The 20,468-nt window shown below is 73.3% G+C and carries 19 protein-coding genes; 6 read left to right on the top strand and 13 right to left on the bottom strand.

The window, feature by feature from the left end:
* From ABZ956_RS24030 to ABZ956_RS24020, 3 genes are read left to right on the top strand one after another with little or no spacing between them, the layout of a single operon-like run.
* Positions 1–930 carry an MBL fold metallo-hydrolase gene (locus ABZ956_RS24030; protein WP_361897271.1) on the top strand — a complete coding sequence of 310 codons (930 nt, stop codon included), beginning with the start codon at positions 1–3 and terminating at the stop codon, positions 928–930.
* A gap of 48 nt (positions 931–978) precedes the next feature.
* The gene (locus ABZ956_RS24025; RefSeq protein WP_361897268.1) at positions 979–2,451 is read left to right on the top strand and encodes a hypothetical protein; all 1,473 of its coding nucleotides are present in this window, start codon (positions 979–981) and stop codon (positions 2,449–2,451) included.
* Positions 2,452–2,489: 38 nt separating this feature from the next.
* Positions 2,490–2,819 carry a hypothetical protein gene (locus ABZ956_RS24020; RefSeq protein ID WP_361897265.1) on the top strand — a complete coding sequence of 110 codons (330 nt, stop codon included), beginning with the start codon at positions 2,490–2,492 and terminating at the stop codon, positions 2,817–2,819.
* A gap of 22 nt (positions 2,820–2,841) precedes the next feature.
* Here the strand turns inward: ABZ956_RS24020 and ABZ956_RS24015 are convergent, their stop codons facing one another.
* The 8 genes from ABZ956_RS24015 to ABZ956_RS23980 all read right to left on the bottom strand — a co-directional run bounded on the left by ABZ956_RS24015 (position 2,842) and on the right by ABZ956_RS23980 (position 13,563).
* Positions 2,842–4,176: a protein kinase gene (locus ABZ956_RS24015; protein ID WP_361897262.1), complete on the bottom strand. Its 1,335-nt coding sequence runs from the start codon at positions 4,174–4,176 to the stop codon at positions 2,842–2,844.
* Positions 4,173–5,072 (bottom strand): protein phosphatase 2C domain-containing protein, encoded by a 900-nt coding sequence (locus tag ABZ956_RS24010; protein WP_361897259.1) that lies wholly within the window; start codon positions 5,070–5,072, stop codon positions 4,173–4,175. The genes ABZ956_RS24015 and ABZ956_RS24010 overlap by 4 nt, the downstream gene beginning before the upstream one ends.
* Entirely contained in the window at positions 5,066–5,728 is a 663-nt protein-coding gene (locus tag ABZ956_RS24005; protein ID WP_361897496.1) for a tellurium resistance protein, read from the bottom strand. Before ABZ956_RS24005 ends, ABZ956_RS24010 begins: the two co-directional genes overlap by 7 nt.
* A gap of 65 nt (positions 5,729–5,793) precedes the next feature.
* Positions 5,794–5,922, bottom strand: a complete 129-nt coding sequence (locus ABZ956_RS24000; RefSeq protein ID WP_361897256.1) for a hypothetical protein — start codon at positions 5,920–5,922, stop codon at positions 5,794–5,796.
* Positions 5,923–5,982: 60 nt separating this feature from the next.
* Positions 5,983–7,608: a hypothetical protein gene (locus ABZ956_RS23995; protein WP_361897253.1), complete on the bottom strand. Its 1,626-nt coding sequence runs from the start codon at positions 7,606–7,608 to the stop codon at positions 5,983–5,985.
* Positions 7,605–10,079: a GTPase-associated protein 1-related protein gene (locus ABZ956_RS23990; RefSeq protein ID WP_361897250.1), complete on the bottom strand. Its 2,475-nt coding sequence runs from the start codon at positions 10,077–10,079 to the stop codon at positions 7,605–7,607. The genes ABZ956_RS23995 and ABZ956_RS23990 overlap by 4 nt, the downstream gene beginning before the upstream one ends.
* On the bottom strand, positions 10,076–11,335 hold the full coding sequence (locus tag ABZ956_RS23985; protein WP_361897247.1) for a hypothetical protein: 1,260 nt from the start codon (positions 11,333–11,335) through the stop codon (positions 10,076–10,078). The genes ABZ956_RS23990 and ABZ956_RS23985 overlap by 4 nt, the downstream gene beginning before the upstream one ends.
* Positions 11,336–11,337: 2 nt before the next feature.
* Positions 11,338–13,563, bottom strand: a complete 2,226-nt coding sequence (locus ABZ956_RS23980) for a hypothetical protein (RefSeq protein WP_361897244.1) — start codon at positions 13,561–13,563, stop codon at positions 11,338–11,340.
* Positions 13,564–13,721: 158 nt separating this feature from the next.
* On the opposite strand from ABZ956_RS23980, the gene ABZ956_RS23975 reads away from it, so the two are divergent.
* Entirely contained in the window at positions 13,722–14,456 is a 735-nt protein-coding gene (locus ABZ956_RS23975; RefSeq protein WP_361897241.1) for a haloacid dehalogenase type II, read from the top strand.
* Positions 14,457–14,554: 98 nt separating this feature from the next.
* Here ABZ956_RS23975 and ABZ956_RS23970 read toward each other — a convergent pair whose 3' ends face one another.
* Complete coding sequence (locus ABZ956_RS23970) at positions 14,555–14,836, bottom strand: hypothetical protein (RefSeq protein WP_361897238.1); 282 nt, start codon at positions 14,834–14,836, stop codon at positions 14,555–14,557.
* Between the two features lie 92 nt (positions 14,837–14,928).
* Between ABZ956_RS23970 and ABZ956_RS23965 the strand changes: the two genes are divergently transcribed.
* Entirely contained in the window at positions 14,929–15,684 is a 756-nt protein-coding gene (locus ABZ956_RS23965; protein WP_361897235.1) for a dienelactone hydrolase family protein, read from the top strand.
* Between the two features lie 25 nt (positions 15,685–15,709).
* Here ABZ956_RS23965 and ABZ956_RS23960 read toward each other — a convergent pair whose 3' ends face one another.
* Together ABZ956_RS23960 and ABZ956_RS23955 are read right to left on the bottom strand one after the other, a co-directional pair.
* Positions 15,710–16,747: a D-alanine--D-alanine ligase gene (locus ABZ956_RS23960; RefSeq protein WP_361897232.1), complete on the bottom strand. Its 1,038-nt coding sequence runs from the start codon at positions 16,745–16,747 to the stop codon at positions 15,710–15,712.
* Positions 16,748–16,799: 52 nt separating this feature from the next.
* On the bottom strand, positions 16,800–17,582 hold the full coding sequence (locus ABZ956_RS23955) for a glycine betaine ABC transporter substrate-binding protein (RefSeq protein ID WP_361897230.1): 783 nt from the start codon (positions 17,580–17,582) through the stop codon (positions 16,800–16,802).
* A 187-nt stretch (positions 17,583–17,769) separates the two neighbouring features.
* Here ABZ956_RS23955 and ABZ956_RS23950 point away from each other — a divergent pair, with 187 nt between their 5' ends.
* The gene (locus tag ABZ956_RS23950; protein WP_361897227.1) at positions 17,770–18,171 is read left to right on the top strand and encodes a helix-turn-helix domain-containing protein; all 402 of its coding nucleotides are present in this window, start codon (positions 17,770–17,772) and stop codon (positions 18,169–18,171) included.
* A gap of 1 nt (position 18,172) precedes the next feature.
* Here the strand turns inward: ABZ956_RS23950 and ABZ956_RS23945 are convergent, their stop codons facing one another.
* Both ABZ956_RS23945 and ABZ956_RS23940 read right to left on the bottom strand, forming a co-directional pair.
* Positions 18,173–19,471 carry a hypothetical protein gene (locus tag ABZ956_RS23945; protein WP_361897224.1) on the bottom strand — a complete coding sequence of 433 codons (1,299 nt, stop codon included), beginning with the start codon at positions 19,469–19,471 and terminating at the stop codon, positions 18,173–18,175.
* Positions 19,459–20,310, bottom strand: coding sequence for an alpha/beta fold hydrolase (locus ABZ956_RS23940; protein ID WP_361897222.1), 852 nt, complete (start codon positions 20,308–20,310; stop codon positions 19,459–19,461). The genes ABZ956_RS23945 and ABZ956_RS23940 overlap by 13 nt, the downstream gene beginning before the upstream one ends.
* Positions 20,311–20,468: the final 158 nt, after the last annotated feature.

Here is a 20,468-nt window from a genome sequence, read left to right as displayed (position 1 = left end):
ATGAACCAGCCCGTGCTCCCGGCTACTTCACCGGACGCCGGCCCCGCTCCCACCTGGACCGTGGGGGACTTCGTCGTGCACCGCGTCGACGAAATGACCCTGCCCCCGCAGACCGGCGGCTGGCTGCTCCCCGACGCCACCCCCACCGTCGTATCCCGAACGCCCTGGCTTCGGCCCGACTTCGCCGCCGCCGACGGCACACTCCGCCTGGCCACCCACACCTTCGCCGTGGAGGCGAACGGTCTGCGCGTGCTCGTCGACACCGGCATCGGCAACGGCAAGCCACGGGCCAACCCGGCCTGGCACGACCTGGAAACCGCCTACCTCCAGCGACTGACCGCCGCGGGCTTCGCACCCGAGAGCGTCGACCTCGTCGTCCTCACCCATCTGCACACCGACCACGTCGGCTGGAACACCCGCTCCCGAAACGGCGCTTGGGTGCCCACCTTCCCCCATGCCCGGTACCTGACCTCCCGCGCCGAATGGGACCACTGGGCGGCCGCCGACATGGACGACAACCGTCGGCAGATGTTCCACGACTCCGTCCACCCCGTCAGCGAGGCCGGGCTCCTCGACCTGATCGACGTGCCGGAGGCCGGCGCCGAGGTGGTTCCCGGGCTACGGCTGCTGCCCACACCCGGGCACACCCCGGGACAGGTCGCGGTGGAGCTCCGCAGCGCCGGACGGTCGGCCGTCATCACCGGCGACTGCGTCCACCACCCCGTGCAACTGGCGCACCCCGGCATCGGCAGCTGCGTGGACACCGACCCCGACCGGGCCGCGCGCACCCGCCGGGCGCTCCTGGCAGCACTCGCCGGTACCGAAACCCTGCTGCTGGGCACCCACTTCCCACCGCCGACCGCCGGCCTGGTCGTCCCGGAAGGGGACGGCTACCGGCTGGAGCCGGTACCGGGAGCCGAAGGCCCGTGATGCCACGCGGGCCGAGCGGTACTGTTGCTGCCGGCCTGGGGAGGGCGCATGGGGAGAAAGCAGTTACCCGCGTTGCCGAAGTACCGGCAGGACGCGGTGACGCGGCGGCTGTGTGCCGCGACGCATCTGGACGAGGGCTTCGCCCTCGACGTGCACGAGGAGTTCACCGCGGACCGGATGACCGCGATCGGGCTGCCACTCGGCGTCAATCTGGTGGCGCTGGTGCGGCACGCCCAGGCCGCCGTCCGGCGGGTGGAGACCCGGGACCGCCGACTCGCCTGGCTGTTCGCCGGGTTGTGGGCGGCGGTGCTCCTTGTGCTGTATGGATTCACCGGCGGGCCGTCCCCCGCCCGGGCGGCCGGCGGTTGCGGGCTGCTCGCGGTGTTCGGTACCGCGTGGTGGCTGGTGTACTCGGCGGAGCGGCAGGCCCGGGACGCCGCGCAGGAGGTCTTCCGTACGGGCGTGAAGCCCGACGAACTCGCGCCGCCGGCCCCGCGGGAGGTCGAGCAGCGGCTGCTGGAGATGAAGAGGGCCAACGTCGTCCCGTACACGGCCAGCGCCGAGCGCACCAACCCGTTCGTGGGCAGCGGGAAGAAGATCAAAGAGGTGGTCTGGCAGCCCATGGACATCAGCCGCCCGGCCGACGCCCCCGGTGGCGGCAAGCTGACCATCAAGGACTTCGACGCCGTCGACCTGCACACCTACGTGGCCCGGGAGATGGCCAACATCGCCGGCCTCGAAGGACTGCGGGCCAGGAACCGGCTCTACGTCCTGGGCACCCACGTGCGCCACCTCGGCGAGGACCTGCTGCCGGACCCGCTCGGCAGGCCCCTCGCCCAGATCCCCAAGCAGCTGGTGCAGGCGGGCCTGCTGAACCCGGGTGCCGGAATGCGCACCTATCTGAGCCTGGAGCGCGTCGGCGACGGCGGACGCGTCATCGTGTCGATGCACCTGCGGGCCCGGCTCCAGCACCCCAGCCTTTCCTGGGAGGTCGCCGCCTACGCGATCCCCCCGGTGAGCGGCGCCTTCAGCCGTGTGGACCGGCTGCCGATCGACGGCTTCGAACGCTGGTGGAGCCTGGTGCGGTTCGCGACCGGGCAGACCTGGGCCGCGCTGCGCGGCGCACCGGGCCGCAACCACCGGCGCGGTGCGGAGCGCAACCGCAGGGCGCGCGAGCTGGAGAAGTGCCGCAAGGAGATCAGCAAGCGGCACGCCGTGTACGACCATGGGGCCGTGGACAGCGTCCGCGAACGCGTCGCTTCCTGGGACCAGCTGGGCCACTCCGACCGCATGGACTCACAGGACTTCCTGCACCGCCTCCAGCAGGGCGTACTGATCGCGACGGAACGCTTCCTGAAGGACCACAACGTCGACACCAGCTCCTTCGACCAGGCGCAGCAGGTCATCACCACCCAGACGTACAACTTCTCCGGCGACATCACCGGGCCGAGCAACTTCGGCAACAACGGACAGATCTCGGCGGCGTACGGGCAGGGCCAGCAGCCGTCCGGTACTCCCTGATCCGGCACCACACCCGTCCCCCTCGACCAGGAGCACGCATGAGCACGTTCAACTTCCACGGTGAGATCTCCGGGCCCGGCAACTTCGGTGACGGCGGAAAGATCGAGATCCACCATCACGGCGCGACCGCGGCCGAGGCCCTGCGCCTGGCCACGGAACTGGCCGGCCGGCTGCGCGCCGACGGCCTGCCCGTGCTCGCCGAACAGGCGGACGTGGTACGCGGCGAGCTGGTGCGCGCCGGCCAGGAGCAGCGGCCCGCCGACCCGGGGCGGGTCAGGCGGGCACTGGAGACCATCTCGATGGCGCTGACCACGGGCAGCGCGGGGCTGGCCCTCGCCCAGGAACTGGGGCGCGTCATCGGCATGTGAGTGCCCCGTGACGCGCCCCCGCTCACTTCGGATGCACCACGGCCCGCGCACCGCCGAAGTCCAGCTCGAGCCCCGAGCGCAGCGGGACGGTCTGGCCGGGCGTGATCTGCTGGGTCGTGCCGTCCGACCGCGTGCCCGTCCACGCCGTCCCGGAACGGTTCGCGAGGCCGAACCTTCCGGGCTTCCGCGGGTGTTCCGTCAGCTCGGCGACGAGAGTGGCGTCGCTGTAGTCGTGCCGCGTGGGCTCCGGCACCAGATGGTGCGCGTGCACCCGGGCGGCGCGACGCAGCCGCAGATGCCGCTCCGCGCGCGGCGCCGGGGTGGTGAGCACGAGCCGGGGCGGCAGCACGAGGGTGCCGCCGCAGGACCAGCAGGTCCCCGCCGTGGTCTCCTCGGGCTGGGTCATGTTCTGCCGCCCGCAGTGCGCGCAGTCGACGACGGCGTCCAGCACGGCCCGCAGCGCGTCGCGCCACTGGGACTCCCGTACCCGGGCCGCCGGATCGTGCAGGCCGACGGTGAAGTTGTGCGTGAAGAGATCCTTCAGCACCTGGGGCGCGGCAGCCCAGGTGTGCAGGACGGTGGACTGCTCGACGGGGTCGGGTTCGTTGGAGCTGTCCCGCGGGTCGAAGACGAACAGCGGCTCCTTGCCGTAGAGCTTCTTCTCGGCCGCCTCGTCCAGGCAGTGGACGGCCAGTTCCCGCTTGCCCTTGAGCGGGTGGTGGTTCATCAGAAGCATGAACAGCAGCACCGACAGGGAGTGCAGATCGGTCTGGGTTCCGGGCCGGGCGCCCGGCACCGCGCGGACCAGCTCGGGCGCCATGAACTCCATGGTCCCGGTGATGCCGCTGGCGTCCCCTTCCACCACCGCGTTGTCGTTGTCGCACACCAGGACCTCGCCGGTGGCGGGGTCGAAGAAGATGTTCCCCCAGGAGATGTCACGGTAGGCGATGCCACGGGAGTGCAGGGCCTGGTACGCCTCCACCATGTAGAGGCTCGCCGCCAGCAGGGCGCGGGGCGTGGTGCGCAGCTGCCTGCGGAACAGCGCGGGCAGCCCCTTGAAGCGGTCCGGCCGGATGTCCATCAGATAGCCGAACGCACCAGGGTGCGTGCCCCGGACGAACGTCGACGGCCACAGGAAGCGGTCGTCGTCGAAGTCCCGGGCGAGCAGTTCCTGGACGATGTCCTCCTGCTCCGGTGTCGCGCATGCCGGGTAGTACCACTTGAGCGCCCGGTCGCCGGACGCGGTCCGTACGCGGTAGACCTCGCCCTGGCCGCCGGCCCCGAGCATCCCGGTGACCTGGAGCTCCACGCCGCTCTCAGCGGTGAGGCGGGTGCCGGTGTCGAGCATGCCGCTCATCGTTTCTCCGTTGTCTGTCGTTCGTCGTCCGCCGGCCCGGCGTCACGCACCGGCCGACGGGCGACCGCCAGGGTGGTGTCGTCGCCCGAGTGCCGCGCGGCGGTCGCCAGCCAGTCGGGCAGCGCGGTCCGTACGCCCTCCACGCCGTCCCCGGACAGCCGTGTGTCGAGTCCTGCCATGAACTGGACGAAGCCCTCGTCGGAGGCGAAGCTCTTCGAAAGCCCGTCCGTGGACAGCGCGATGAACCGCGGCGTGCGGTCCTGCGCCACGATCGGCGCCCAGTGCACCCGGACCAGGCGCCACGCCTCGCGGCTGCACAGCGACTCCGTATCGTCCCCGAGGTCCGCCTCCGCGGGAGCCAGCGGCAGCCGCACTTCGCCGTCGCGCTCGACGACCGTCAGCTCGCCGTCGCCCAACTGCCATGCCACGAACAGCTGCGGGGTCAGGACGGCGCCGATCAGCGTCGCCCCGTACAGCAGCAGCTTCTGCTCGTCGGAGGGCGCCGCGGCCCCGGTGCCGGCCCGGTCCTGTTCGTACTGGCGCTGCCAGTGGCCGAGCACGTTGCGCCGCCACTCGGCGATCAGGCGGCGGGGCATGACGTTGCGGGCGTAGTTCATCAGCCAGCTCAGGCTCAGCGCTCCCTCGGGACCGTCGGCGCCCGCGAGGCCGGCGAACTCCCGGGCCTGCCCGGCGAAGAGATCCACCGCCCGCCGGGCGCCGACGTCACTGCGCGCGTGCCGCGCGGAGCCGTGCCCGTCGGCGACCGCCAGGATCAGCGGATGCTTCGCGGTGCCGTCCCCCTCGGCCGTGCACCAGTCCTGATTGCGCTGTTTGCCGACTCCTCGTACGGTCGCGGTGAGCGTCTGCCAGTGCGGCACGTACGGCTCGTTCACCACACGTCGTCATCGTCGTCGTCCAGCACCGGCGGGGCGTAGGGCGGTTTCTTCGTCATCGGGTCGGACGAGCCCGCGACCGGCTGCGAGGCCGCCTTGACCGCGGCGGTCGAGGCCCACCGGATCGCGGCCGCGAGCTGCTTGGGACTGTTGGCGTCCAGCGGCCGCAGCTCGGGATTGCCCAGGAACTCCTGGAGCACGCCCCGGTCGGCGTCCTCGCCGATGGCGATCGCCACCCGGACCGCCTTCCTGCCCCACGGTGTGGCGTCGACGGCCTTCAGCCCGGCCTTCCAGTCGTCGGTGGGCACACCGTCGGAGACGAGCGCGAGCACCGGCTTCAGCGCACGCTGCGGCATCGGCGGGCTCTGCAGCTCGCGCGAGACCAGCTGCAGCGCCTCGCCCAGATTGGTCATCCCGTCCACCTGCACGTCCTGCCAGGTGAAGTCGTCGACCGGGACCGGGTCCTTGTGGTGCCACTGGGCGGTGGTGGAGAAGGTGAGCGTGCGCAGCAGCAGCTGGGCCGCGGGATTGTCGTGCGCCACCGAGCGCATCTCCGGGATCGCCTCCCGGATCGCGTAGTTGAGGCGGGCGATCTTCTCACCTTGCATGGAGTACGAACAGTCCAGCAGCCAGATGAAATGAACCGGCCGGTTGGCCATCGGCCCGCCGGGAATGTCACTCACGTCGTGTCCCTTCGTTTCGTCGTTTCCTGCCCGGGCGGGCGTCAGCCGAGCCTCGGCACCAGGTACAGCGTCAGTGCCACGACCAGGACCAGCGTGGTCAGCGCGGCCGTGACGAGCAGGGCGAGCAGCAGCCTGCGCCCTCGCGCGATGTGCGGTCTCACCACCGTCATGGCGCGCTCCGGCCGCGGATCCTTCGCATTCCTTGTCCCCCTGGTCGTCGTACGGGCGCGTCAGCGCCCTGATGGATCGGGTACCGTCGTGCCGCGCGGGCCCACGGCGCCGGGCGCCGCCGTCCCGTCGGCGAGGGCCCCCACGCGCAGCCCCGAGCGGGCCAGCAGCCACAGCACCGGCTCCGCCGCCCGGCGCTGTTCGCCCTCCAGCGCCCCCGCGCCGGTGGCCGCGTGGGCGCTGACCGCCCAGTAGCGGGCCGCGCCGAAGTCGTGCCCCAGGCCGCGCACCAGGGCGCCCAGGCCGATGTCCGTCAGCCAGCGGTCGATCCTGGCGCCGGGCACCGGCAGCGAGGTGATCTGGTCGAGCACGTCCCGCTTGGTGACCACCGTGGCCACCGGCATGCGCCCGCGCCGGCCCGTGAGCGCCGCCAGCTCGCCCGTCAGCCGCTGGTAGGTGTCCGCCGGTCCCTGGTCCGCCGGGCGGGCGGCGTCCGCGCGCTCGGCGTCGGCGCCGCGCAGTGCGCGCCGTACCTGGGGTTCCGCGAGGACGTCGGCGACCAGGACCACCCCGTCGGCGTGGGCCAGGTACTGCTGTTCGCGCACGGCACCCGCGTCGCGCAGCGACTCGCCCATCGGGTCGTACAGATACAGCAGTCGCCGCCTCCTGCCGTGCCGGACGACGAGCATGAAGGCGCGGGGCTGGCCGCCCTGCGTCTTGTGCGCCCAGCCGGCCTGCCGCACCTGCTGGTCCAGCGCGCCGGCATCCTGCCGGTCGGCCGCGGAGGCGTACTCCACGCGCAGCGGGCTCCGCTGCGCCCAGGACCGCAGTCCCGCCACCATCGCCGCCATCAGCATCGTCTTGCCGGAGGAGGTGCCGCCGACCAGCGGTACGTGCACGACGCGGGTGCTGCCGACCGCTTCGGGAAGCTGCTGGTCGCAGTGCGGGCAGCGGGTGGCCAGGCGCCACCGGCCCGTGAACGAGGTCGTGACGAGGCGCTGTCCGCACACGCACACGTGCCACAGCACGCCGTCGCGGCCGGGGCGCAGATCGTCGTGGGGAACGCCGCAGTCCGGGCAGCGGTGGACGGCGAGCGGGAACGGCCGGTAGCAGGCGGGATGGGGGCACTTCATGCGGACGCCGCGGGCCAGGGCCCCGAGGCGTTCGGCGCCGCGGAGGACGAACACGGCCGCCATGGCCAGCAGCCACACCCCGCCGCACAGCAGTCCGAGGACGGTCAGGGCCACGGACACCACCAGTGCCGCCAGCGCTGCCCCCGCAGCCGCCCCGACGGCCGTTCCCGGGGCGACGGCCCGCAGGACGGTGCGGGTGAACCCGTTCTCGCCCGGCCGGCCCGTGTCCGGCCGGCGGCCCTGCAGCAGCCGCGCGGCCGACCGCTTCAGCCACTCGGAGGTCAGCCGGAACCAGATGGTGTGCAGCGCGACGCGTGCCGCCGACAGGGCGTCCAGCCACATCTGCCGCGACCAGTACGCGCGGTGGGAGGGCTCGCCCGGGCCGAGGCGCGCGATCCGCGGGTCCGGTGCCCCGGCCGTGCGGGGGCCGAGGACGGTCCCGGCTGCCATGAGCGAGCGGCCGAGGAACAGCCAGAAGGTGCAGCCGACGCACAGCGGCACCGCCACCAGACCGGTCAGCCACAGCGCCAGACCGAGCAGGGATACAGGGCTCATGAGGGACGTCCGTCCTTCCGTGGCGGCTCCACGTCGCCCCAGCGGTGTCCGCCCGCCGTGCCCCGCCGGCCCCGGCCCACCAGGCGGCGCCCGAGCCGGCCGAAGGCACCCGGCCGGTTCCACGCCCGGAACTCCTCTGCCCAGCGCACGCCCCTGTCCTCCAGGCGGCTTTCGAGGGAGGCGATGTCCGTGGCGGGCAGTTCCCGCACGACGGGACGCAGCACCGAGTCCAGGAGCGCCGTACGCGTCTCCTGCCAGGCGCCGCCCGCCTGGGGATGCGAACTCCAGGCGACGAAGCAGTCCGCCGCGTACGAGGGAGTCGTGCGCAGCCGGTCACGGACCGCCTCCGAGCGGGCGACCCGGTCGTATGTGGCGAGGAGGTCCGGATCGCCGCCGAGGATCAGCGCGTCCAGCTCTCCGTCCGGGCGGTCCTCGGCGAGCAGCCGGTGCACGAGCGTCCCGAAGGCGTGCCCGAGCACGGTGGGTTCCACCGGCTCGGCCACCTTCCGGAGCGAGAGCGCCCGGTCGGTCCAGCCCGGGCCCGCCGAGCCGTTGCGCAGGTCGCGGGCGAATTCCAGGAGCAGCAGGGCCGCGCGTTCGCGCGCCGCGAGGTCCTCGGAGAAGCGGCGCAGCAGATCGTGGGCGAGTTCGGGCACGTCCGGGTCGCCCACGGGCCCTTCGAGCGCGGCCGTGACGAGCCCGGACCAGGTGCCGGCCGCGCGGTGGGCGGCGGCCCCCATCTCGCCGAGCGTCAGCCGCGCCTCCCCGGCGGTCGGCGTGCGGCCGTCCCACACCAGGCGGACCGCGGTGCGCAGGACGTCCGGCTCGGCGTACACGGAGACCCCGGCGGCCCGCACCACGGCGTTCAGGGCGGTGACGCGGTCGCCCGCGCCCTCCGTCATCCGTGACGCCTCGGCACACATCCGCACATGAGGCAGGGCCCGGGACTCCTCCAGCAGGCCCGGGGGGAACAGGGCGAGCAGCCGGGCGGCGGCGGGCGGATCGGCCACGGCCTGCTCGTCGAGCCTGTCGAACAGCGCGGCGCGCAGCCCGGCGTGCTCCTCCAGCGCGCGCCGTACCGCGGGCGTGCGCACCGCGTCCGGGTCGGCGAGCAGCGCGTCGGTCAGCCCGCGTGCCACCCGCGGCAGCAGGTCCGAGCAGTCCACGCCGAGTACGCCCGCGATGCGCAGCAGTTCCACCGGCCGCGCGGTGTCCTGTCCGGCGCCCACGAGGCCCGCCCGCAGGTCGGGGGCCAGGTCGGCGGCGAGGCGCCGGGCGAGGTCCTCGGTGAGGGCGCCGCGCCGCAGGGGCACGGGAGACGGAACGGATCCGGGCGAGCGGACGGCCTCGGTCAGCACCACGGCGGCGAGCGGCGCGGTGGTCGCGGTCGGCGCCCTGCCGTCCAGCGCGCGCAGCAGCCTCGTCAGAGCGGCCGTTTCGGCCTCCGCCCGGTCCTGGGCGGGCGCGCACAGCGCCGCCGCGAGACGGTGCGACCGCTCGTCCCCCAGCGCCTGACCGTGGTCGTGCGCCCAGTCCGCGGCCTCGGTGCGGCCGCCGGTGCCGAGCCCCAGCCCCGCGCAGAGCGCGAGGGCGGCGAGCGGGCCGGGGGCGAAGGGGCCGCCCGGCAGCTGGTCCGCCTCCATGAACAGTGCGGGGGCCCGGCCCAGCCAGATGTGCGCGGCGGTCTCCGCCCAGGCGTCGGCCACCGCTTGCGCGGGCCCCGGTCCGGTGCAGTCGTACACGCGGTACCGCTGGTCGTACCCGCTCAGTTGCCGCCCGTCCTCCGGCAGCACACCGATGATCTGCTGCCGTGCCAGCTGCGGCCGGCGTGTGTAGGTGGTGAACGTCAGCCGGTGGGCGTTCTCGCGCGGCAGTACGGCGCTGGCCAGCGCGATCCACCAGGCCACGTCGGCGCTGTCCCGCTCGATGAGGACGATCTGCGGCGCGGCGTCGTCCTCGGCCAGTCTGCGCAGATCGGCGAAGAAACCCGCGAGCCACGGCGCGCGGGAGGCCGCGAACGCCACCAGGCCGTCCTTGGTGAGCTGACCCGGGGCGGGCAACGCCTCCAACGGCTCCGGCACCCCGCCGTCGGGGGTGGCGGAGGCCCACCGCGGCGAGCGCCAGGCGGTGATCGGCCGGACGCCGCCCGGCAGCGTCGTCCCCACGGGCAGATGCACGGCATGGGCATGGAAATTGCCCCAGCGCCCGCTGTAGTCGGCCCCCTTGTAGACCGTACGGGCCAGCAGCCGGCTGCCGTCGGAGAGCACGCTGTGGCTGAACGCCTCGGGGAAGGCGGCGAGGTCGGATTCCGTGGGACGCGGCGGGGCGTCGCGCGGCGGCTCGTACCCGATGAGCTGCTCGGCCTCCCTGACCAGCGACGCGGGCACCTCGGGGGAGACCGCGGTGAACCGGAAACCGGAACCGTCCGGTCCGGGCGGGGCCGAGGTGTAGTGCAGCTGCGCCAGGCTCATGCTCCGACCCCCTGGGCCGCGATCTTGCCGGGCTTGCCGGGCTTGCGCACGGGAACGAGGCCGCGGCGGCCGAGCAGCCACAGCAGCGGGTCCTCCACACGCAGCGGCTGCGGTCCCGACTTGGGGGCGTCCGCCGGGGCCTGCGCGGGCGGCGGCGAACCGAGCGCCGACAGCCCGAAGAACGACAGCTCGGCGAAGTCCCGCTCCAGCTGCCGGCGCAGGGAACCGGAGTCCCACGCCTCCATCAGCGTGCGGATCTCCTCGTGCACGGCCAGCCGGTCCCCTTCGTCGAGCGTGCCGCCCTGGTGCGGGGCGTTGCGCAGCAGCGGCGAGTGCGGGCCGAGCACGGGCCGCAGCATGTCGGTCTTGGTCACGGCCACCGCCATCGGGGTGGTGACCCGCCCGCGTGACCCGCCGCGGCCGTGCGCCCGCAGCTGGGCGGCGAGGTCCGCGGCGATCTGCTGCGGCGGCGTCTCGACGGCGGGCAGCGGGGGCCCCTCGCCCGGCGGCAGCTGATCGCGTACGGAGCCCAGTTGCAGCGGATCGACGAGCAGGATGATGCCGTCGGCGGCCTGGAGGTAGTGGGTGTAGCGGTCCATCGCCTCGGCACTGCCCAGGTCCTCGCCGGCGGCGTCGAAGAACACCAGCGCGGTGTGCCGGCTGCCGTCCCCCAGGCGCCTGCGCCGCGGCAGGCTCAACCGGTACAGCAGCGGATCGTTGAAGCCCATGGCCGCGGGGCGGGTGGCCTCGGGCAGCCGCAGCCGGTCGTAGAGGTCCTCGGCCAGCTCCCGGTCACGGCGCTGGGTGTCGCTGCCCATGGCGGCGAGCGAGGCGTCGTAGGAGCGCCCCACCCGGTTGCGCAGCTCGTTGACGAGCACCGCCACGTAGGTGCTCTTGCCGGACGCCTTCGCGCCGACCAGGGCGATGATGCGGCTGTCCTGGTCGCAGTAGTCGCTGGGGAAGTCGCTGTGACAGCGGCGGCAGACCCGTACCGGGGTGGAAACCCCGCAGCCGGGGCAGGCCGCGCGCGAGCCGGCGCCCCGCAGTGCGCCGAGGGAGCGCGGCGGTGGGAAGACCGGGCCGCGCATCCGCAGCGCGGGCGGCACGCTCGGCCCCATGAACTCGGCCCACAGATCGTCGCGTTCCGGATTGCACGGCTGACCGCCGCGCACGCCGGTCGCCGTCATCAGACAGCGGTACGGCAGCCTCGCGGCCGGGGCCCGGTCGAAGCAGTAGGGGCAGATGACGGTCGTCATTGTCAGCGGACCACCAGGGTTGCGGGCGAAGGCTCTTCGAGGCGGACGGAGGCGGCCTGGCCGCCGAGCAGAAAACCTCGCAGAGCGTACGGGGGACGGCAGGAACCAGGGGCGATCTCGCGCTCGACGCGTCCCGCGCGGCGCAGTTCCTCGCCGCTCAGCCGCAGCACGGTGGTGCCGTCGGCGGGATCGCGCGGCCGGATCGGCGGCGAACCGGTGCCCGGACGGGCCACGAGAACGAACTCGGGCAGCTCTGCGGCGACTTCCCCGGCGGGGGACGACAGCGATATCTGCACGGTGGCCGGCCTTCTGCGCAGGGGGCGGCGGGAACCGGCAACCACCCGGTAGGCGACGGTGACGTCGGCGGGCAGCTCGGTCGCGGCGGCCGGGGGAGGGACGACGGTCGCGTCCGTCGTACGGGGCACCGCCGTCGCGGTCAGCCGTGCCGCCGACGGGCCGACCGGCAGGGACAGGCCCTCGCGGAGAAACACGCTGCGAGCGACGCGGTGCTCGGCCCGGTGCCCGTCCTGTTCCACCGAGACGGTCACCTGCCCCGCGTCCGCAGGCCAGGCGAAGGTGATCCGGGCGAGCCCGCCGGCGGTGCGCTCGGCGGCCAGCGCGGTGACCGGATGCGGCGCCTCGACGCGGATGCCCGGGCCGGCCACGGCACGCTCCCCACGCACCGCCACGGCCGTGACCCGCACGACAGCACCGGCCGGCGGTACGAGGACCCCGGGCGCCGCGGCCTGCGGCCAGGCCAAGGGGGTGGGTAAGGCCGATATCGCGGCGCCGAGTTCGCTGCCGGGCGGTGGAGCGTCCCCCGGCCACTCGACCAGCCGGACCTCGCCGTCCTCGCCGCCGGTCCAGGAGAAACGCACGCCCCCGTCCTGGGCCGTCGCGACGAGACCGGCCACCGGTGACGGCCAGGGATGGACGGTGACGCGTTCCTCGACGCCCGGCGACTCGACCTCCCGGCCGTCCGCGGTGCGGTAGCGACAGCGGACACGCACCCGGTACGTCCCCGTGCGCAGCCCGGGCGCGGTGAACCCGCCGTCAACGGTCTCGATCTCGCGGTCACTGCCGTCAGGCCCGGTCATGACCGCGCGGACACCGAAGGATTCCGGGGGCCGTGTCCAGGTGGCCGTCACCCGTTCCCTGCCGTCGGCCAGCCGGAGGCCGGACACGTCCGGCGCGACGAGCAAGGGTGCCGATACACGAGGCGGACCGCCGACGAACCCCTCACGCAAGGGAAAGGCCGCGTACCGCACTTCGGCACCCAGAGGCGGCCGCGGATCCTGGGCGCTCCCGCCCGTCGCCCGGCCCCGTACCTCGGTCACGGACGGCGCGCGACGGTCCGTGGAACGGTCGAGCCGGATGATCCGCCAGGCCGTGACGTCCGCGTCGTCGGCCCAGCTCAGCCGCACCGAGTCCGCGGCGAGCAGCTCCACGGCCAGGGGCCCCGGCGCCCCCTTGGCGGGCCGGTGCGTACGGACGAGCCCGCGCAGCGCACGCCCGGAGTCGGCCGCGAGCCGGGCGACGTGCAGATACCGGCCGGCCGCCCCCTCCACGTCCCCTTGCCTCTCCAGCCGGTGCGCCGCGGCGAGGGAATCGTCCGTCTCCTTCACGAGGGCGGCGATCTGCCGCAGGCGCTTCGCGAGGAAGGGGTCCTCGCCGCCGTCGGGCGGCAGTTGGGCCGCCAGCCGGGCCGCCTGTCCGAGCCGTCTGCGCTCCCACGCGTCCTGCAGTCCTTCGGCGGCCGCCTGCTCCGTGGGGTCCGGCCGGCGCCGCGCCCCAGCGGCGTGGACCAGTGCCGGGACCTCGCCCGGCTCGACGCCGAGAGAGACCGCCAGGGCGTCCCGTCCGCCCGGCGGTTGGCCCTGCAGAAGCTCGGTCAACTGATAGAGCAGCACCCGCCGCAGCGCCAACCGGTCCCGATCGTGCAGTTCCGCCAAGCGCAGCAACAGCTCGCCGGCGGCGGGATCGCCGGTGGCCGACTGCCGCAGCGTGGCTCCGTCGACGCGCCGCCAGCCACGGGGCGCACGCGAGACGTACACGCCGTCGAGCACGCGCAGGCGCCCGCCCGGGGCGACCATGGCCTCGCCGATGTGCCGTAATCCCAAGGCGTGTTGCCGGGCGACGAGCTCCTGATAGCACCCCACCAACGGTGACAGCGGCACCGCGGTCAGTGCCCGGGACAGCCCGAGGCGATGCCCGAACTCCAGCCCCACGTGCCGCCCCCGTGCTCCATGCCAACATCCGCGAGGGGCCATCCCAGCAGATCCATGACCACCGGCGCTAGGCTTTTCGAATTGTTGACCGGTGAGCGTGACGGACGCACGCGTCGGATCATGACGCGAACGGCCGAGCGGAAGGGCGGGGGTGGCGCATGGATGTCGACGCCGCGGTGTTCGATGTCTTCGGGACGATGACCGACTGGCGCACGAGCGTGAGCGAGGAACTGGCCGGCATCGCCGCCCGGGCCGGATTACACGCCGACTGGCCCGCCGTCACCGACTCTTGGCGGCGCCGATACCGCCCGTTCCTGCACGAGGTCCTGGCCGGTGACCTGCCCTGGCGGCCGCTGGACGAGCTGCATCGCCTCGCGCTCGACGACGTACTGACCGAACACGGGCTCGGCGCCCTCGGCGAGGCCGAACGGGACACGCTGGTGCGGGCCTGGCACCGGCTGCGCCCCTGGCCGGACGCCGCGCCCGGTCTGGAGGCGCTCCACAGCACACACATCGTCACCGCCACGCTCTCCAACGGGGGAGTCGGCCTGCTCACCCGCCTCACCAAACAGGCCGGACTCCGCTTCGACTGCGTCCTGTCGGCCGAGCTGGCCAGGTCCTACAAGCCCGACCCGCGCGTCTACCTCATGGCCGCCGAGCTGCTGGAGGTGGAGCCGCGACGGCTCCTGATGGTGGCCTGCCACCCCGATGATCTCGAGGCGGCGGCCGGGGCCGGGCTCCGCACCGCCTATGTCCCACGCCCGCTGGAGTGGGGCCCGGACGCCGCCCCCGTGGAACCGCCCGCCGGCGTCGACCTCATCGCCGACGACATCCTCGACCTGGCCCGTGCCCTGGCGGGACCGGGAAGCGGCCGGGCGGATTACCCTCGGTGAGCGGCTCCAGAGGCCCCCGGGCCGGGCGCCGCCCCGCCTGAAAGGCGACGGCTTCACCCGTCCGGGGGCGTCGACCGTCGCCGGGTGCGGGCCGGCCGTCAGCTCTCGTCCTCCATCACGGCGTCGCAGCCGCCGCAGACCCGGTCGGCGTACTCCGGGGCGTACCACGAGGAACCGGCGTGCTCCGACGGCTTCCACGGGGCCGCCTCCATGGCGAACGTGTCCTTGCCGCAGAACGTCCGCGGACCCACCGCCGAGGACCCCGGGGCGGTGGGCGCCGCATGCACCTGGCGGACGACCGGGGCCTCGTCACCACCGGACGCCGCGCCGGCCGCGGCCGGCGCCCTGTCCAGCTCGAACACCACGATGATCTCCCTCATGCCTCCGACGGTAGACCGCCGTGCGGGTCATCGCCGTGCGCGCGTTAGCGTGGCGGACGTCAATTGTGCGGATCAAGAGAGAGCGGTGTGCAATGCCCAGCAGGATGCTCGACATCCCCACCCCCGACGGTACGGCGGACGCCTTCCTCGCCCTCCCCGATGGCGGAGGCACCCACCCCGGCGTCCTCCTCTACATGGACGCCATCGGACTGCGGCCCGTGCTGCGCGAGATGGCCGAGCAGCTGTCGGCGCACGGCTACTGCGTCCTCGTCCCCAACGTCTTCCACCGCACCGGTCGCGCGCCCGTGGTCGAGATCCCGGACCTGAAGAAGGCGGAGAACCGCGAGGTCTTCTTCTCCCGCGTCCTGCCGCTGCTGGCCGAGCACACCCCGCAGCGCGCGCTCTCCGACGCCCAGGTGTACCTGGACTTCCTGACGGCCCGGCCCGAGGTCCGCCCCGGCCCGGTCGGTGTCGTCGGGTACTGCATGGGGGCGGCGCTGGCCCTGCGGACCGCGGCGGCCCACCCCGGGCAGGTGGCCGCCGTCGCCGGCTTCCACCCCGGCTCCCTGGCCACGGACTCGCCCGACAGCCCGCACCTGCTGGCTCCCAAGCTCACCGCGGAGATCCATCTCGGGATCGCCGAACACGACGACGCGATGCCGCCCGAGGCGATCACGCGGCTGAGCACCGCCCTGGACGAGGCCGGAGTGCGCCACACCTGCGAGGTGTACCCGGGCACCCTGCACGGCTTCACCATGGCGGACACGGCGGTCTTCGACCAGGCGGGGCTCGACCGGCACTGGGACCGCCTGCTGAACCTCTTCGCCCGGACCCTCACCGCCGGCTGACCGCCTGACGCTGCCGTGGCCGTGCTCAGCGCGTCGCGAGGTCCACGACGCGCTGGATCAGGCCGGGGTACGTCCAGCCGGCGCCCGTCGCCGCCAGCGGCAGCAGGCTCGTCGACGTCAGGCCCGGCAGGGCGTTGACCTCGAGGCACATCGGCTCGCCGCCGCTGTCGCAGCGGAAGTCGGTGCGCGAGTACGCGTCAGCGCCGAACCCCAGAGCCCGGTGCGCGCGCAAGGCCAGCTCCTGCAGCCGGGAGGCGAGCCCGGCCGGGATCCGCGCCGGGCACACTTCGCCGACCGCCCCGGGCTGGTACTTGGCCGCGTAGTCGAACACCGGCGTCGTCAGCTCGATCTCGACCACGGGCAGCACCTCGTCGCCGACCACGGACACGGTGAACTCCCGCCCCGGAAGGAACGGCTCCACCAGCAGCTCGACACCACCGGAGTGCACCTCGGCCGCGACCTGTGCCAGCTGCGACAGCGAGTCGACCCGGTGGACCGACACACTCGAACCGTCCGCGACCGGCTTGGCCACCACCGGCCCCGCCGCCACCAGCCGCTCCACGTCCCGCGGCACCTCACCCGCCCGAGGCCGCCACAGCACCCGCTCGGCCACCGGCACACCTGCCGCGCCCAGCACCGCCTGCGCCCGCCCCTTGTGCCACGCCGCCGCACACGCCGCGCTGCCCGCGCCCGTGAACCGCACGCCGGCCATCTCCAGCAGCGCCTGCACATGCCCGTCCTCGCCCCAGCCGCCGTGCAGCGCCACGAACACCGACTCCGCGTCGCGCAGCAGGTCCAGGACCGGACCGCCGGTCAGTGCGGCGTGCATGCGCCGCCGCAACCGCTGCCGCTCCGAGAGGGACGGCGGCTCCTTCCCGACTGCGAACCCGTCGACGTGATCGCCCGGTCGCAGCGGCCCGGCCAGGACCGGCACCGTGGCGGCCGGGTCGACCAGCACCACCTCGTGCCCCCGCTCCACCAAAGCCCGGGCGACCGACCAGCCCGAGGCCAGGGAGACCTCCCGCTCCGGGCTCTCTCCACCACACAAGGTCACAACACGCATACCGGGATTCTGCCGTACCCCTGCGGCGGACGGTTCGACCGACAGTGGGCGGTCAGGCTGAAAAACCACCTCCGTCAGGGGTGTGGGCGAGATGCTCGATCTCCTCCACGCCGTCGTTGCCCAGCCACAGGTTCTCCAGCCGGGCGAGAGCCCCGGGGTGGATACGTCCGGCCGCCTCCCGCCGTACGACCGGGCTCGCGGCGTCCACCCCGCCCAGCACACCGCGCGGATCGGCGAGCGGGCGCAGCCCGTGGCGCAGGTTGAGGTACTGGGGGCGCCACAGGGGTATGACGAACCACTCGCGCTCGCGTACTCCCCGCTCGACCCGTTCGACGAACCGGGACTCGGTGCCGGGCGCGAACGCGTAGCCGTGCCGGGCCAGCCCGTACTCCTCGATGGCGCGGACGGAGAAGCGGCTGATGCCCGCCCCCGGGTTGATGCCGTCGACGGTGCGGGTGAACCGCCGGGCGATCTCCGGCCGGGCCAGGTCGCCGATGCTCCGGACGCTGCCGGCGGGCACGTACGGCGGAACCGCCCACAGACAGTACGGCGCGTAGTGCGGCCGCAGGACGCGCACGTCGTCGCGGCACGCCGCGAGGTAACCGCCGTGACTGGCCGGCAGCCACGCCGAGACGAGCACGTCGATGCGCCCCTGCCCCAGCAGGGCGAACGCCTCCTCGTGCGGAGCCTCGACGCTGCGCACCTCGTGCCCGTACGACTCGAGGATCCGGCGGACCACGGTGGCGGTGGCGCGGTGGAAGGACAGGGCGATGTTCCCGACAGTGATCGCGCCCGGTGTTCTCCCGGGCGTCCCCACGGCCGTCGTCGCGGTCATCGCCCACCGTCCAGGTCCAGTTCGTGGAGGATGGTGCGCAGCTGTCTCATGTCCGGTGTCCCTCTCCCCTGCACGGAGTTCGCGGTCGTTCGAGAACGTGAGGGACGGTATCCGTGGGGAGGTAGTTACCCGCAAGGGACATTAGTATCCAGGGGATACCAGGCTCATCGGGAGGGGAGACCGCGCCATGGTCATGGACTGCACGGCCGGCACGCACGTTCACCATGACGTCTACGCGGCCCAGTGCCCGTGCCGCGACGTGCTCGATCTGCTCGCCAACAAATGGTCGGCCCTGGCCATCGGCGCTCTCGAGACCGGCCCCCAGCGCTTCGGCGCCCTGCGACGGCGCCTGGACGGCATCAGCCCGAAGGTGCTGACCGGCACCCTGCGCCGCCTGGAGGGCATGGGCTTCGTGACCCGCACCGTCCACCCCGCCGTGCCGCCGCACGTCGAGTACGCCCTCACCGCCCTGGGTCACAGCGTGGCCGAACCGCTGTCCGGGCTGCGCACATGGGTGGAGCGGCACTTGGACGAGATCGCCGGTGCGCGCGGCGCGTCCAGGTGCGCGGAAGGACCGGCCGTCGGCTGATTCACGCCGTGCCCGTGGGGGTGTGGGGGTGCGGGGTGGGGATGATCCTGGCCATCACCGCAGAGATCGGATCACCGTCGAGCACGCCCCGCAGTTCCTTGACGCCTTGTTCCCGCTGCGCCGGGGTGAGCGAGAGGTAGTGCTCGATCCGTTCGTTGAACGTCCGCCGGAACCTGGCGTAGAGCTCGTCGTCTTCGCGGATGCGACCGGCGATACGGACGAGGTCCGCGGTCCCGGCGAAGTCGTCCTCGGATATGCGGTGATGCGGCAGGACGTCCGCGAACCGGCTGGCCATGCGGCCGAAGAGCGTGCCGTCGAGCTGTCGCACGGTGAAGACGTGGGCGTAATGCTGCTCGTGGATGGCCAGGGGGAGTTGTGCGAGTGCGATCGATTCGTGGAGCGCGGTGAGTCCGGGCGCGAGCAGGTAATGAGGCGTGCTCGCCACGTGTCTCAGCAGCGCGCGCTGCCGCACGAAGCGGTAGTCGGCCTTCCGGCCGGCGGCGGTGACGGTCTGCTCCCGGTGCGCACCGAAGGGGCCGCCGCAGACCAGGACGTGCGTGAAGCGGCGCCAGTCGCGCAGGAGATCGGCCACCCATCGGTGGAGCAGGCGCAGGTAGTCGTTGTTGACGTCGAAGTCCAGGAGGAAGTTCTTGAATCCGCCGACGTTGATCAGCAGGTCGTACTCCGGTTCCGCCACACGCGGCAGGTCCCGCAGGACCCGCAGGCCCTCGACGTCGATGACCGAACCCGTCACATGCGTGACCGGGCCCGCGCCCCCACCGGCGTCGGCGAGTTCGGCCGTACGGTGCGTGACTCCCGGAAAGTTCTGGACCACGCTGTGTGTGGCGAGCAGGTGGGCCGCGATGACGCGTTCGTGGGGGGAGAGCGTTCCCAGGTGCCGGTCGGCGGCGGCGAAGGAGCGGCGCGGCATGCTCGCGCACAGGTCACGGATGTGGGCGAGTGGACGTCCGACCTGCCAGAAGCTCAAGAGGCTGTCCACCATGACCACCGGCCGGTCCGTCACGACAGAGCGCACGACCAGATCGGCGTCCATGACGGAGACGACCTGATCGCTCTCCTTCACCAGGCCGTCGATCGCCGCGGATGCGGTGCCGGCGGTCCCCGAGGCCCCGGTGATCTCGTGGATCTCGTCGAAGGCGTCCGCGTGACGACGGGCGAACGCCGCCGCCACGCCGTCGCCCACGAAGATCCGCTCGTGACCGCGGAGCAGCCGGGACACGGCGACGAGTTCGGCTGCCGGGCCGAAGCCGCAGTTCTGGGCACCCATCACGATGCGCATGGCCCTGAACCCCCGAGTCGTCGCGCGCGGGAAAGGGGCGCGGGCATGGCGGCCAGTGCGTCGGCGAGACGCCTGGCGAACTCGACCGGGTATTTCGCGTAGCCGACGTGACCGCCGGGGAATTCCGCCAGTTCGTGACCGAGCCGCTCGGCGAGGACGAGCGCCGGCCGGTGGATGAGGTGCGTGCGTGAGTCCCGGCCCCCTGCGACGACGACCCGGTCCGACAGTTCCGTGAGTGCGGCGAGGTCGGGGACGAAGCGCGTGGTCGGCCGGACCACATGGGCCAGGAAGAACGCGCTGTTGTCGTGTGCTTCCGGCAGCACCGGTGCGGGCCGGCCGCCGAAGAGGGGCTGGAGCTTCCGTAGCGCCGACGCCACCCCCTCGCGCCGGAACGCCTCGTGGACGTCGTCGAAGAACGCCCGGTGAAGCGCGGCGTCCGGAAGCAGCCCCATCGCGGGCGGTTCGTGCGTGACCACCGACCGCACCCGGCGCTGATGACGCAGCGCGAGCTCGAGCGCGACGAGCCCGCCCGAGCAGCTGCCGAAGACCTGTGCCGGCTCGTCGGCGACGGCCAGGTGGTCCAGCAGGCGGTACGCGTCGTCGGCGTGCACCTCGATCCGCTGATCCGTCGCCGGGCCTTCGAGCGGACTGCGTGAGTACCCTCGCGGATCGTAGGAGACGACGCGATGGTCGGTGGCGAGGGCGGTAGCCAAGCGCTCGAAGACGGCCGCGTCGGAATTGCCGCCGGGAATGAGCAGCAACAGCGGTCCGGCGCCGCGTACTTCGAAGTAGAGCCTCGCACCCGGTGCCGCCAGAGTGCCGGTCTTCAAGGCGTCCATCACACTCCAGGGCCAGCAGCCGGGAGATGGCGTAGCGTCACGCCCACCCTACTGACGGCATGGCCTCCGGAGAACCGCTCCTCCCCCCTCGCGAGCCGCCCGTGGGGCGGCCCCCCGCACAGGCGGGGCGTGCCCATATATGCACGCGCCTCACCGCG

Source organism: Streptomyces sp. NPDC046261 (assembly GCF_040646235.1).
Taxonomy (GTDB): domain Bacteria; phylum Actinomycetota; class Actinomycetes; order Streptomycetales; family Streptomycetaceae; genus Streptomyces.
Note: the sequence above shows the minus strand (reverse complement) of the source record. Positions and strands in the feature narration are given on the sequence as shown.

Bases quoted from the DNA above. Each gene is read 5' to 3' on its own strand.
- ABZ956_RS24025 (WP_361897268.1), top strand. From the start codon at position 979: ATGGGGAGAAAGCAGTTACCCGCGTTGCCGAAGTACCGGCAGGACGCG.
- ABZ956_RS23975 (WP_361897241.1), top strand. From the start codon at position 13,722: ATGGATGTCGACGCCGCGGTGTTCGATGTCTTCGGGACGATGACCGAC.
- ABZ956_RS24000 (WP_361897256.1), bottom strand. From the start codon at position 5,922: ATGACGGTGGTGAGACCGCACATCGCGCGAGGGCGCAGGCTGCTGCTC.
- ABZ956_RS23945 (WP_361897224.1), bottom strand. From the start codon at position 19,471: ATGCGCATCGTGATGGGTGCCCAGAACTGCGGCTTCGGCCCGGCAGCC.
- ABZ956_RS23985 (WP_361897247.1), bottom strand. From the start codon at position 11,335: ATGACGACCGTCATCTGCCCCTACTGCTTCGACCGGGCCCCGGCCGCG.
- ABZ956_RS23955 (WP_361897230.1), bottom strand. From the start codon at position 17,582: ATGACCGCGACGACGGCCGTGGGGACGCCCGGGAGAACACCGGGCGCG.
- ABZ956_RS23940 (WP_361897222.1), bottom strand. From the start codon at position 20,310: ATGGACGCCTTGAAGACCGGCACTCTGGCGGCACCGGGTGCGAGGCTC.
- ABZ956_RS23995 (WP_361897253.1), bottom strand. From the start codon at position 7,608: ATGAGCCCTGTATCCCTGCTCGGTCTGGCGCTGTGGCTGACCGGTCTG.
- ABZ956_RS23970 (WP_361897238.1), bottom strand. From the start codon at position 14,836: ATGAGGGAGATCATCGTGGTGTTCGAGCTGGACAGGGCGCCGGCCGCG.
- ABZ956_RS23965 (WP_361897235.1), top strand. From the start codon at position 14,929: ATGCCCAGCAGGATGCTCGACATCCCCACCCCCGACGGTACGGCGGAC.
- ABZ956_RS23960 (WP_361897232.1), bottom strand. From the start codon at position 16,747: ATGCGTGTTGTGACCTTGTGTGGTGGAGAGAGCCCGGAGCGGGAGGTC.
- ABZ956_RS23990 (WP_361897250.1), bottom strand. From the start codon at position 10,079: ATGAGCCTGGCGCAGCTGCACTACACCTCGGCCCCGCCCGGACCGGAC.
- ABZ956_RS24015 (WP_361897262.1), bottom strand. From the start codon at position 4,176: ATGAGCGGCATGCTCGACACCGGCACCCGCCTCACCGCTGAGAGCGGC.
- ABZ956_RS24030 (WP_361897271.1), top strand. From the start codon at position 1: ATGAACCAGCCCGTGCTCCCGGCTACTTCACCGGACGCCGGCCCCGCT.
- ABZ956_RS24020 (WP_361897265.1), top strand. From the start codon at position 2,490: ATGAGCACGTTCAACTTCCACGGTGAGATCTCCGGGCCCGGCAACTTC.
- ABZ956_RS23950 (WP_361897227.1), top strand. From the start codon at position 17,770: ATGGTCATGGACTGCACGGCCGGCACGCACGTTCACCATGACGTCTAC.
- ABZ956_RS24005 (WP_361897496.1), bottom strand. From the start codon at position 5,728: ATGGCCAACCGGCCGGTTCATTTCATCTGGCTGCTGGACTGTTCGTAC.